This window comes from Burkholderia pyrrocinia, assembly GCF_001028665.1.
Classification (GTDB): domain Bacteria; phylum Pseudomonadota; class Gammaproteobacteria; order Burkholderiales; family Burkholderiaceae; genus Burkholderia; species Burkholderia pyrrocinia.
Genome location: NZ_CP011503.1, coordinates 1,814,643 through 1,827,028 on the forward strand (window position 1 = coordinate 1,814,643; position 12,386 = coordinate 1,827,028).

The 12,386-nt window shown below is 66.3% G+C and carries 10 protein-coding genes; 9 read left to right on the top strand and 1 reads right to left on the bottom strand.

Annotation, left to right across the window (positions count from 1 at the left end; genetic code table 11):
* The first annotated feature begins 79 nt into the window (after positions 1-79).
* From murG to lpxC, 8 genes are all read left to right on the top strand, one after another.
* Complete coding sequence (murG, locus tag ABD05_RS08390) at positions 80-1,183, top strand: undecaprenyldiphospho-muramoylpentapeptide beta-N-acetylglucosaminyltransferase (RefSeq protein WP_047899718.1); 1,104 nt, start codon at positions 80-82, stop codon at positions 1,181-1,183.
* Positions 1,180-2,577, top strand: coding sequence for a UDP-N-acetylmuramate--L-alanine ligase (gene murC, locus ABD05_RS08395; protein ID WP_047899719.1), 1,398 nt, complete (start codon positions 1,180-1,182; stop codon positions 2,575-2,577). Before murG ends, murC begins: the two co-directional genes overlap by 4 nt.
* A 1-nt stretch (position 2,578) precedes the next feature.
* Positions 2,579-3,520, top strand: a complete 942-nt coding sequence (locus ABD05_RS08400; protein ID WP_047899720.1) for a D-alanine--D-alanine ligase — start codon at positions 2,579-2,581, stop codon at positions 3,518-3,520.
* A 19-nt stretch (positions 3,521-3,539) separates the two neighbouring features.
* The gene (locus ABD05_RS08405) at positions 3,540-4,292 is read left to right on the top strand and encodes a cell division protein FtsQ/DivIB (RefSeq protein ID WP_047899721.1); all 753 of its coding nucleotides are present in this window, start codon (positions 3,540-3,542) and stop codon (positions 4,290-4,292) included.
* Positions 4,293-4,318: 26 nt separating this feature from the next.
* Complete coding sequence (gene ftsA, locus ABD05_RS08410; RefSeq protein ID WP_034182640.1) at positions 4,319-5,551, top strand: cell division protein FtsA; 1,233 nt, start codon at positions 4,319-4,321, stop codon at positions 5,549-5,551.
* Between the two features lie 111 nt (positions 5,552-5,662).
* Entirely contained in the window at positions 5,663-6,859 is a 1,197-nt protein-coding gene (gene ftsZ, locus ABD05_RS08415; RefSeq protein WP_006477012.1) for a cell division protein FtsZ, read from the top strand.
* A gap of 199 nt (positions 6,860-7,058) precedes the next feature.
* On the top strand, positions 7,059-7,565 hold the full coding sequence (locus tag ABD05_RS08420; RefSeq protein ID WP_047899722.1) for a peroxiredoxin: 507 nt from the start codon (positions 7,059-7,061) through the stop codon (positions 7,563-7,565).
* A 240-nt stretch (positions 7,566-7,805) separates the two neighbouring features.
* The gene (gene lpxC / locus ABD05_RS08425; protein WP_047899723.1) at positions 7,806-8,723 is read left to right on the top strand and encodes a UDP-3-O-acyl-N-acetylglucosamine deacetylase; all 918 of its coding nucleotides are present in this window, start codon (positions 7,806-7,808) and stop codon (positions 8,721-8,723) included.
* A gap of 76 nt (positions 8,724-8,799) precedes the next feature.
* Here the strand turns inward: lpxC and ABD05_RS08430 are convergent, their stop codons facing one another.
* Positions 8,800-9,279 (bottom strand): DciA family protein, encoded by a 480-nt coding sequence (locus ABD05_RS08430; protein ID WP_047899724.1) that lies wholly within the window; start codon positions 9,277-9,279, stop codon positions 8,800-8,802.
* A gap of 256 nt (positions 9,280-9,535) precedes the next feature.
* On the opposite strand from ABD05_RS08430, the gene secA reads away from it, so the two are divergent.
* On the top strand, positions 9,536-12,334 hold the full coding sequence (gene secA / locus ABD05_RS08435) for a preprotein translocase subunit SecA (RefSeq protein ID WP_047899725.1): 2,799 nt from the start codon (positions 9,536-9,538) through the stop codon (positions 12,332-12,334).
* Positions 12,335-12,386 lie beyond the last annotated feature (52 nt).

The following is a 12,386-nucleotide window of genomic DNA, read 5'->3' on the forward strand; positions in this document are numbered from 1 at the left end:
TGCGCGAAGCGTGCGAAGTTAAGCGCAGCGGCCGTAGCCAAAACGCTCGTTCATTCTTGCTGATGCGGGGAGGGAAGGTATGACCGCGTCGCGACGCACGCTGATGGTGATGGCAGGCGGCACCGGGGGGCACGTGTTCCCGGGGCTCGCGGTCGCGCACCGGATGGAAGCGGCGGGCTGGCGCGTCGTGTGGCTCGGCAATCCGGCCGGGATGGAAGCGACGCTCGTGCCGAAGCACGGCATCCCGATGGAGTACGTGCGGTTCGGCGGACTGCGCGGCAAGGGCCTGAAGACCAAGCTGACGCTGCCGCTCAACCTGCTGCGCGCGTGCTGGCAGAGCCTCGGCGCGTTGCGCCGCGTGCGGCCGGACGTCGTGCTCGGGATGGGTGGCTACATCACGTTCCCGGCGGGCGTGATGACCGCGCTGTCGGGCCGTCCGCTCGTGCTGCATGAACAGAATTCGATTGCGGGCCTGACGAACAAGGTGCTCGCGAAATTCGCGAAACGCGTGCTCGTCGCGTTCCCTGACGCACTGCCGCACGCGGAATGGACCGGCAACCCGATTCGCACGGAACTTGCGCGCACGGAACCGCCCAAAGCACGCTATGCATCGCGCAGCGGCCCGCTGAACGTGCTGGTCGTCGGCGGCAGCCTCGGCGCGGCCGCGCTGAATGAAGTCGTGCCCTGCGCGCTGGCGATGCTGGCGCCGGGTGAACGCCCACGGATCGTGCACCAGGCGGGCGCGAAGCATATCGACGTGCTGAAGGCGAATTACGAAGCGGCCGGTTTTGCGGCTGGCGAGGACGTGCGGCTCGTACCGTTCATCGACGACATGGCGGCCGCGTATGCGGCGGCGGATCTCGTGATCTGCCGGTCGGGCGCGATGACGGTGTCGGAGATCGCGGCGGTGGGCGTGGCGGCGCTGTTCGTGCCGTTCCCGTATGCGGTCGACGATCACCAGACGACCAACGCCGCGTTCCTCGCCGATGCGGGCGCGGCGGTGCTGGTGCAACAACGCGACCTGTCGGCGGATTTGCTCGCCGACTGGCTGCGCGGCCAGACGCGGGCGTCGCTCGCGGACATGGCGGAACGTTCGCGCTCATTGGCGAAGCCGGAGGCCACCGATGAAGTCGCGCGCATTTGCGCGAAGGTGGCCGGCGCGAACCTGGAAATATTGCAATGAAACACATCGTCAAACACATTCATTTCGTCGGAATCGGCGGCGCGGGCATGAGCGGCATCGCCGAAGTGCTCGTCAACCTCGGCTACGAAGTCAGCGGCTCGGACCTGTCGCGCAACGCGGTGACCGATCGTCTCCAGGCGCTGGGCGCACGGATCGCGATCGGCCACGACGCGGCGAACATCGAGGGCGCGAACGCGGTCGTCGTGTCGACGGCCGTGCGCTCGGACAACCCGGAAGTGCTGGCCGCGCGCCACCAGCGCGTGCCGATCGTGCAGCGCGCGGTGATGCTCGCGGAGCTGATGCGCCTGAAGCAGGGGATCGCGATCGCCGGCACGCACGGCAAGACCACGACGACGAGCCTCGTCGCGAGCGTGCTCGCGGCGGGCGGCCTCGATCCGACCTTCGTGATCGGCGGGCGGCTGATCAGCGCAGGCGCGAACGCGCGGCTCGGCACCGGCGATTTCATCGTCGCCGAGGCCGACGAGTCGGATGCGTCGTTCCTGAACCTGTATCCGGTGATCGAAGTCATCACGAACATCGACGCCGACCACATGGACACCTACGGCCACGATTTCGCGCGGCTCAAGCAGGCGTTCATCGAATTCACGCAGCGCCTGCCGTTCTACGGCAGCGCGGTCGTGTGCGTCGACGATCCGAACGTGCGGCAGATCATCCCGTTCATCTCGAAGCCGGTCGTGCGCTACGGCCTGTCGCCGGACGCGCAGGTGCGCGCGGAAGACATCGACGCGCGCGCCGGCCGGATGTATTTCACGGTGATCCGCGAAGGGCGCGCGCCGCTCGCGGTCGTGCTGAACATGCCGGGCCTGCACAACGTGCAGAACGCGCTCGCAGCGATCGCGATCGCGACCGACCTCGGCGTGGCGGACGACGCGATCCAGCAGGCGCTGGCGGAATTCAACGGCGTCGGCCGGCGCTTCCAGCGTTACGGCGAGGTGCCGACCGCGGACGGCGGCCAGTACACGCTGATCGACGACTACGGCCATCACCCGGTCGAGATGGCCGCGACGATTGCGGCCGCGCGCGGCGCGTTCCCGGGCCGTCGCCTCGTGCTGGCGTTCCAGCCGCACCGCTACACGCGCACGCGCGACTGCTTCGACGATTTCGTCAACGTGCTGTCGACGGTCGATGCGCTGGTGCTGACGGAAGTCTACGCGGCCGGCGAGGCCGCGATCTCGACGGCCAACGGCGACGCGCTGTCGCGTGCGCTGCGCGCGGTCGGGAAGGTTGACCCGGTGTTCGTCGCGACGGTCGACGACGTGCCGGACGCATTGGCGAAGGTCGCGCAGAACGGCGACGTGGTGATCACGATGGGCGCGGGTTCGATCGGCGGCGTGCCGGCGAAGCTCGTGCAACACACACAACAGAAGGCATGACATGAGCGGGATCGATCCGAAACGTTTCGGCAAGGTGGCGGTGTTGTTCGGCGGCGAGTCCGCCGAGCGCGAGGTGTCGCTTACCTCGGGCCGCCTCGTGCTGCAGGGCCTGCGCGATGCGGGCATCGACGCGCATCCGTTCGATCCGGCCGAGCGACCGCTGGCGGCGCTCAAGGACGAGGGCTTCGAGCGCGCGTTCATCGCGCTGCACGGCGGCTACGGCGAGAACGGCCAGATCCAGGGCGCGCTCGATTTCTACGGGATTCGCTACACGGGCAGCGGCGTGCTCGGGTCGGCGCTCGGCCTCGACAAGTTCCGCACGAAGCTCGTGTGGCAGCAGACGGGCGTGCCGACGCCGCCGTTCGAGACGGTGATGCGCAGCGACGACCTCGCGGCGCGCGCGACCGACATCGTCGCGAAGCTCGGCCTGCCGCTGTTCGTGAAGCCGGCGAGCGAGGGCTCGAGCGTCGCGGTGCTGAAGGTGAAGACGGCCGACGCGTTGCCGGCCGCGCTCGCGGAAGCCGCGACGCACGACAAGATCGTGATCGTCGAGAAGAGCATCGAAGGCGGCGGCGAATACACCGCGTGCATCGCCGGCGATCTCGATCTGCCGCTGATCAAGATCGTGCCGGCGGGCGAGTTCTACGACTACCACGCGAAGTATGTCGCCGACGATACGCAGTACCTGATCCCGTGCGGCTTGCCGGCCGAACAGGAAGCGGAACTGAAGCGCATCGCGCGCCGCGCGTTCGACGTGCTCGGCTGCACCGACTGGGGCCGCGCGGATTTCATGCTCGACGCGACCGGCAATGCGTATTTCCTGGAAGTGAACACGGCCCCCGGGATGACCGACCACTCGCTGCCGCCGAAGGCTGCGCGCGCGGTCGGCATCAGCTATTCGGAGCTGGTCGTGAAGGTGCTGTCGCTCACGCTCAACGACTGACGCAGGAACGGAACGACGTATGTGGAACAACGTTCGCCAACTCAACCTTGCCGCCAGCGCGCTGTACGCGCTGCTGCTGCTCGTGTTGGCGGCGGCCGGCTGCTACTGGCTGATCCAGCGCCCGACGTTCGCGCTGCGGGAAATCCGGATCGACGGCGACACCGAACACATCAACTCGCCGACGGTGCGCGCGGGCGTGGTCGGCCGGCTGAAGGGCAATTTCTTCACGGTGGATCTCGACACGGCGCGCGCCGCGTTCGAGCAGATGCCGTGGGTGCGGCATGCGAGCGTGCGCCGGGTGTGGCCGAATGCGCTGGCTGTCACGCTCGAGGAGTACAAACCGCTCGGGACCTGGGGCAGCGACCAGCTCGTGAGCGTCGACGGCGAGCTGTTCACCGCGAACCAGGGCGAACTGGACAAGGAACTGCCGGCGTTCGACGGCCCGGAGGGCAGTGCGAAGGAAGTCGTCACGCGGTATCGCGACTTCGGGAAATGGTTTGCGCCGCTGAAGGCGGCGCCGGAAGAAGTGACGCTGTCGGCGCGGTACGCGTGGACGGTGAAGCTGTCGAACGGCATGCAGGTCGAGCTGGGCAAGGAGCGCAACAGCGAATCGCTGCATGACCGGAGCCAGCGCCTTGTCGCGGCCTGGCCGGCCGTCACGGAGCGTTGGGGCAACGACATCGAGTACGCGGACCTGCGCTATCCGAACGGATTCGCGATTCGCGCGGCAGGCATGCGGTTCCTGACCGATACCGACAAGCGCAAGAAGTAACGAGAGATCACACGCAAGAGCACTTTATGAGCAAAGACTACAAGGATCTGCTGGTTTCCCTCGACATCGGCACGTCGAAGGTGGTGGCCATCGTCGCCGAGCTGAAGGGCGAGGGTCACTACGAGGTGATCGGTCTCGGCCAGAGCGAGTCGAAGGGTCTGAAGAAAGGTGTGGTGGTCAACATCGAGGCCACCGTGCAGTCGATCCAGCGCGCGCTCGAGGAAGCCGAGCTGATGGCCGACTGCAAGATCACCAACGTGTTCACGGGGATCGCGGGCAGCCACATCCGCAGCTTCAACTCGAGCGGGATGGTCGCGATCAAGGACAAGGAAGTCACGCAGACCGACGTCGCACGCGTGATCGAGACCGCGAAGGCGATCAACATCCCGACCGACCAGCAGGTGCTGCACATCCTCACGCAGGAATTCATCATCGACGGCCAGGAAGACGTGCGCGAGCCGATCGGGATGAGCGGCATCCGCCTCGAGGTGAAGGTGCACATCGTGACGGGCGCGGTGAGCGCCGCGCAGAACATCGTCAAGTGCGTGCGCCGCTGCGGGCTGGAAGTGAACGACCTGATCCTGCAGCCGCTCGCGTCGTCGCTGGCCGTGCTGACGGAAGACGAGAAGGATCTCGGCGTGGTGCTGGTCGACGTCGGCGGCGGCACGACGGACATCGCGATCTTCGCCGAAGGCGCGATCCGCCACACCGCGGTGATTCCGATCGCCGGCGACCAGATCACGAGCGACATCGCGATGGCGCTGCGCACGCCGACGCCGGATGCGGAAGACATCAAGGTTGGCTACGGGATCGCGAAGCAGGCGCTCGCCGATCCGGACGAGATGGTCGAAGTGCCGGGCCTCGGCGAGCGCGGCCCGCGCACGCTGTCGCGCCAGGCGCTCGCGGCCGTGATCGAGCCGCGCGTCGAGGAACTGTTCTCGCTCGTGCAGCAGGTCGTGCGCGAGTCGGGTTACGAAGAACTGCTGAGCTCCGGCGTGGTCATTACCGGCGGTGCCGCGATGATGCCGGGCATGGTCGAGCTCGGCGAAGACATTTTCCTGAAACCGGTGCGCATCGGCGCGCCGGAGTATGCAGGCGGCCTCTCCGACGTCGTGCGCAATCCGCGCTACTCGACGGCGATGGGGCTGCTCGTCGAAGGCAGTGCTCAGCGCATGCGCGGCCGCAAGGTCGCCGTGCAGTCCGGCAACGCGGGGCAGGTGTTCTCGCGGATGAAGGAATGGTTCCTGAGCAACTTTTGACGAACCGAATCGAAATTCGCGCTGGTGCCGGCGGCTGGCGCGCGACAGGGGGTTGCCCGATCTCCTGCCGAATAACGGCCGATTAGCAGTCATTCTCTTGACGGAGGCAACATGGAATTCGAAATGCTGGAAACCGAGACCAACGGCACCATCATCAAGGTGGTCGGCGTTGGCGGCGCTGGCGGCAATGCCGTACAGCACATGATCAACCGCGGCGTGCAGGGCGTCGACTTCATCGTGATGAACACGGACGCCCAGGCGCTGTCGCGTTCGCGCGCATCGTCGGTGATCCAGCTTGGCAACACGGGCCTCGGCGCCGGTGCGAAGCCGGAAATGGGCCGTGCGGCAGCGGAAGAAGCGCGTGAGCGCATCGCCGACGCACTGCGCGGCGCGCACATGGTGTTCATTACGGCCGGCATGGGCGGCGGTACGGGCACGGGCGCGGCACCGGTGGTCGCGCAGATCGCGAAAGAGATGGGCATCCTGACGGTCGGTGTCGTCAGCAAGCCGTTCGAGTTCGAAGGCGGCAAGCGCATGCGCGTCGCCGAAGCAGGTTCGCAGCAACTGGAGGATCACGTCGACTCGCTGATCGTCGTACTGAACGACAAGCTGTTCGACGTGATGGGCGACGACGCCGAGATGGACAAGTGCTTCCAGTGCGCGGACGACGTGTTGAACAACGCGGTCGCAGGCATCGCTGAAATCATCAACGTCGATGGCCTCGTGAACGTCGACTTCGAAGACGTGAAGACGGTGATGGGCGAGCAGGGCAAGGCGATGATGGGCACGGCGACGGTCGCCGGCGTCGATCGCGCACGCCTCGCGGCGGAACAGGCCGTGGCGAGCCCGCTGCTCGAAGGCGTCGATCTGTCGGGCGCGCGCGGCGTGCTGGTCAACATCACGTCGAGCCGTTCGCTGCGCCTGTCGGAAACGCGCGAAGTGATGAACACGATCAAGAGCTACGCGGCGGAAGATGCCACGGTGATCTTCGGTGCGGTGTACGACGACGCGATGGGCGATGCGTTGCGCGTGACGGTCGTGGCGACGGGTCTGGGCCGTGCGGCGAAGAAGCAGCAGTCGGCGCCGATGACGCTGCTGCGCACGGGTACGGACAACCAGCCGGTCAGCGCGGTGTCGCACGGCTATGCGCAGCCGCATCACGTCAGCACGGCCGACTACGGCGCGCTCGATACGCCGGCGGTGTGGCGCAACTCGCGCGAAACCGCGGCATCGCACGTGCAGGCGCTGCAGGAGAAGGGTGTCGACACCTACGACATCCCGGCTTTCCTGCGCAAGCAGGCTGACTGACGCAAACACAGGCGAAGCCGCGGCGGAATCGCCGCGGTATCGCCGCGGTATCGCCGGCGTGACGGATGCTACGGACCACGACAGGCCGCGTCGGATGCGACGCCGGGCCGGGAAACGTGCCCTCTTCGCTCAAGCGGGGCGGGATGGGCCGTGCTGTCCGCAACACGCTGAAAAACCGTATCGCTATGAGGGACCAGCCATGATTCAAGTGGGCGACGCGCTGCCCGACGCGCAGTTGTTCGAGTTCATCGACGACACGCGCGAAGGGTGCACGCTGGGGCCGAATGCCTTCAGCGTGCGCGACCAGGTTGCGGGAAAGCGGGTGGTGATCTTCGGATTGCCGGGCGCTTTCACGCCGACCTGCTCGGCGCAGCATGTACCGGGCTACGTCGAACACGCCGAGCAACTGCGCTCGGCGGGTGTCGACGAGATCTGGTGCGTGTCCGTCAACGACGCATTCGTGATGGGCGCATGGGGACGTGATCTGCACACCGCGGGCAAGGTGCGCATGATGGCGGACGGTAGCGCGGCTTTCACTCATGCGCTGGGGCTGACGCAGGATTTGTCCGCGCGTGGCATGGGAATTCGTTCCCTGCGCTACGCGATGGTGATTGACGGCGGTGTGGTCAAGACGCTGGCCGTCGAGGCGCCGGGCAAATTCGAAGTGAGCGATGCGGCGAGTGTTCTCGCGACGTTGACGTCCTGATCGTGCGGTGCGCCGTTGCCTGCCGGCAACGCTGCTCACCGGCCTCAGGGCAGTTGTAACACGGGCTGATGACCGGAAACGCCTCCGTTCCGGGCATCGGCCCGTCCCGTATCGGCGCGGGTAAACTGCCGAAACAGATTGATACGCAGTTTCAAACAGCGTTGAATAGGGAATTACGCTATAATCCCGTCTATTGAATATAACTCCTGATTGATATCTTCAATCAAGACGAAGAACACCATGCTGAAGCAGCGCACCATCAAATCGATCGTGAAGACCGTGGGTATCGGTCTCCACTCGGGTCGCAAGATTGAACTGACGCTCCGTCCCGCCGCGCCGGGCACGGGCATCGTCTTCTCGCGCATCGACCTGCCTACGCCCGTCGACATTCCCGCATCGGCGATGTCGATCGGCGACACGCGGCTCGCGTCGGTGCTGCAGAAGGATGGTGCGCGCGTGTCGACGGTCGAGCACCTGATGTCGGCATGCGCCGGCCTCGGCATCGACAACCTCTATGTCGACGTGACGGCCGAGGAAATCCCGATCATGGACGGCAGCGCGGCGACCTTCGTGTTCCTGATCCAGTCCGCCGGCATCGAGGAGCAGAACGCGCCGAAGCGCTTCATCAAGGTGACGAAGCCGGTTGAAATCCGCGACGGCGACAAGTTCGCGCGTCTCGATCCGTATTTCGGCTTCAAGCTGAAGTTCTCGATCGACTTCCGTCACCCGGCCGTCGACAAGACCGGCCAGGAGCTCGAGGTCGACTTCGCGAATACGTCGTACGTGCGCGAGATCGCGCGCGCACGCACGTTCGGCTTCGCGCACGAAGCCGAGATGCTGCGTGAGCTGGGCCTGGCGCGGGGCGGCAGCATGGACAACGCGATCGTGCTCGACGAATACCGGATCCTGAACAACGACGGGCTGCGCTACGACGACGAGTTCGTGAAGCACAAGATGCTCGACGCGATCGGCGACCTGTACGTGGTCGGCCATCCGCTGCTGGCGTCGTACACCGCGTACAAGTCGGGGCACGGGCTGAACAACGCGCTGTTGCGCGAGCTGCTCGCGCACGAAGACGCCTACGAGATCGTCACGTTCGACGATCCGCAGGCTGCGCCGAGCGGCTTCGCGTTCGACGCGCAGACTGCGTTCGCCTGACCGGCGTTCCGCATCAGCGATAAAAAAACGGCCTGCGGGCCGTTTTTTTATTGGCAGGCCGTCGGCGGCGGCGCGCTCAGCGCGGCGATTTCGCGCCGTGCCGGGCCGCCATTCGCGCGAGCGCGGCCTGCAGCGGCGACGGTTCGAGGTGATCGGCGAGGTCGCGCAATGCGGCGGCGCCGACCGAGGTCATCCGCGCCTGCTTCACGTGCGGCGGCTCCGGCGCGTCCTTCGGACGCACGCGCACGCGTAGCGTCGCGACGGGCCAGCCGCGCTTCTGGAGATCGCCGAGCAGCCGCGGCTCGACCTGCCGCAGCCGCGCGGCCAGCGCATTGTGCGCGGCAAAGAGGGTCAGGGTGCCGTCCTTGATGAAGCCCGGATCGACATGATTCGCAAGATAGTCGGGCAGGAGCGCGGACAGATCGCGCTGCAGCGACGCGATTTGCTCGACGCCGGCGCGCAGCGCCGTGAACGCGTCGGTGCGGCCGAGTACTTCGGACACGGGTTGCGGGCGATGCGCGGCGAGCGGGCCGAAACGCTTGGAAAATCGGTTCATCGAGGCATTCTTCGGGCGCGCACGCGCGCGGACGTTGACGCCGATTGTACCCGCGCCGGCCGGCCCACGGGCGGCTTTCGCCCGGTCCGCCCGGCTGTCGGCGGGCAATGCCCGTCCGGCCGAGACGCGGGCGCACGCGTCCCCGCGTGCTAAAATTCACCGTTTGAGTCCACTAATTCGCTAAGCCGCCGAGGCTCGGGCGCCGGGGCGCGCAACACGCGCCGGGCGCCGGTGCTGCGACGCAGGATCCGATCCGATGACAACCGGTTTTCTCCAGAAAATTTTTGGCAGCCGCAACCAGCGGCTCGTCAAGCAATACCAAAAGACCGTCACGACGATCAATGCGCTCGAAACGCAGATCGAGAAGCTGACGGACGACCAGTTGCGCGGCAAGACGGACGAGTTCCGCCAGCGGGTCGCGGCCGGCGAGTCGCTCGACAAGCTGCTGCCCGAAGCGTTCGCGGTCTGTCGCGAGGCGAGCCGCCGCGTGCTGAAGATGCGGCACTTCGACGTGCAGATGATCGGCGGCATGGTGCTCCACTACGGCAAGATCGCGGAAATGCGCACCGGCGAAGGCAAGACGCTCGTCGCGACGCTGCCCGTGTACCTGAATGCGCTGGCCGGGCGCGGCGTGCACGTCGTGACCGTCAACGACTACCTCGCGCAGCGTGACGCCGAATGGATGGCGCGCCTCTACAACTTCCTCGGTCTGTCGGTCGGCATCAACCTGTCCGGCATGGAGCACGACCAGAAGCAGCAGGCCTACGCGGCGGACATCACGTACGGCACGAACAACGAGTTCGGCTTCGACTACCTACGCGACAACATGGTCTACGAGACCGACGCGCGCGTGCAGCGGGCACTGAACTTCGCGGTCGTCGACGAAGTGGACTCGATCCTGATCGACGAGGCGCGCACGCCGCTGATCATCTCGGGCCAGGCAGAGGACCACACCGAACTGTACGTGCGGATGAACGCGCTGCCGCCGCTGCTCGAGCGCCAGATCGGCGAGGAGAAGGCCGACGGCACGGGTGTCGAGAAGCCGGGCGACTACACGCTCGACGAGAAGTCGCGCCAGGTGTTCCTGACGGAAGCGGGTCACGAGAAGGCCGAACGGCTGCTCTCCGAATGGGGCCTGATCGGCGACGGCGAGAGCCTGTACGCGCCGCAGAACATCACGCTGATGCACCACGTGTACGCGGCGCTGCGCGCCCACACGCTGTTCTACAAGGACCAGCACTACGTCGTGCAGAACGGCGAAGTGGTCATCGTCGATGAATTCACGGGCCGCCTGATGGCCGGCCGCCGCTGGTCCGACGGCCTGCACCAGGCCGTCGAGGCGAAGGAACACGTGAAGATCCAGAGCGAGAACCAGACGCTCGCATCGATCACGTTCCAGAACTACTTCCGGATGTACGCGAAGCTGGCGGGCATGACGGGGACCGCGGACACCGAAGCGTACGAATTCAACGAGATCTACGGTCTCGAGACGGTCGTGATCCCGACCAACCGTCCGCCGAAGCGGATCGACAAGCAGGACCAGATCTACAAGACGGCCAAGGAGCGCTACGACGCGGTGATCCGCGACATCCGCGACTGCTACGAGCGCGGCCAGCCGGTGCTGGTCGGCACGACGTCGATCGAGAACTCCGAGTTGCTGTCGCACCTGCTGAAGCAGGCCGGCCTGCCGCACGAAGTGCTGAACGCGAAGCAGCACGAGCGTGAAGCGGCGATCGTCGCGGAAGCCGGGCGCCCGAACCGCGTGACGATCGCGACCAACATGGCCGGCCGCGGCACCGACATCGTGCTCGGCGGCAATGCCGAGAAGCAGGCCGCGTTCATCGAGGCCGACGAAGCGATCCCGGCCGACGAAAAGGCGCGCCGCATCCAGCAGCTGCACGACGAGTGGGAAACGCTGCACGAGCAGGTGAAGGCCGCGGGCGGCCTGCACATCATCGGCACCGAGCGCCACGAATCGCGCCGGATCGACAACCAGTTGCGCGGCCGTGCGGGCCGCCAGGGCGATCCGGGCTCGTCGCGCTTCTACCTGTCGCTCGACGATCCGCTGCTGCGCATCTTCGCGGGCGACCGCGTGCGCTCGATCATGGATCGCCTGAAGATGCCGGAAGGCGAGGCGATCGAGGCAGGCATCGTCACGCGTTCGATCGAATCCGCGCAGCGCAAGGTCGAAGCGCGCAACTTCGACATCCGCAAGCAACTGCTCGAATACGACGACGTGTCGAACGACCAGCGCAAGGTCATCTACCAGCAGCGCAACGAACTGCTCGAAGCACACGACATCACGGAGACGATCACCGCGATGCGCCACGGCGTGATTACCGAAGTCGTCCGCCAGTTCGTGCCGGAAGGCAGCATCGAGGAGCAGTGGGACGTGCCCGAGCTCGAGGAAGCGCTGCGCAACGACTGGCAGCTCGATCTCGCGATCCAGGAAATGGTGAACGAGTCGTCGTCGATCACGGCCGAGGAAATTCTCGACGCGGTGATGACGGCCGCCGACGAGCAGTACGACGCAAAGGTCGCAATGGTCGGCCGCGAATCGTTCAGCGCGTTCGAGCGTTCGGTGATGCTGCAGACGGTCGACCGCCTGTGGCGCGAACACCTCGCTGCGCTCGACCACCTGCGCCAGGGCATCCACCTGCGCGGTTATGCGCAGAAGAACCCGAAGCAGGAGTACAAACGCGAAGCGTTCGAGCTGTTCGCCGCGATGCTCGAGGCGATCAAGCAGGAAGTCACGCGGGTCGTGATGAACGTGCAGATCCAGTCGCCGGAGCAGCTCGAGGAAGCAGCCGAGCAGATCGAAGAGCGCAGCAGCCATCTCGAGAACGTCGAGTACCAGCACGCCGAGTTCGCCGAAGCCGCCGCACCGGTGGCCGGCGGGGCAGCCGTCGCGGCCGCGGCGGCGACGGCCGACATGGTCGACAGCGCGATGCTCCACAGCGGCCCCGGCGGCGAGATGCCGAAGGTCGGCCGTAACGATCCGTGCCCGTGCGGCAGCGGCAAGAAGTACAAGCACTGTCACGGGAAGCTGTCATGATCGACGGCGGCATGCGTCACGCGTGCCGCTTCGTTCGCAGCTTCGAGTGAGT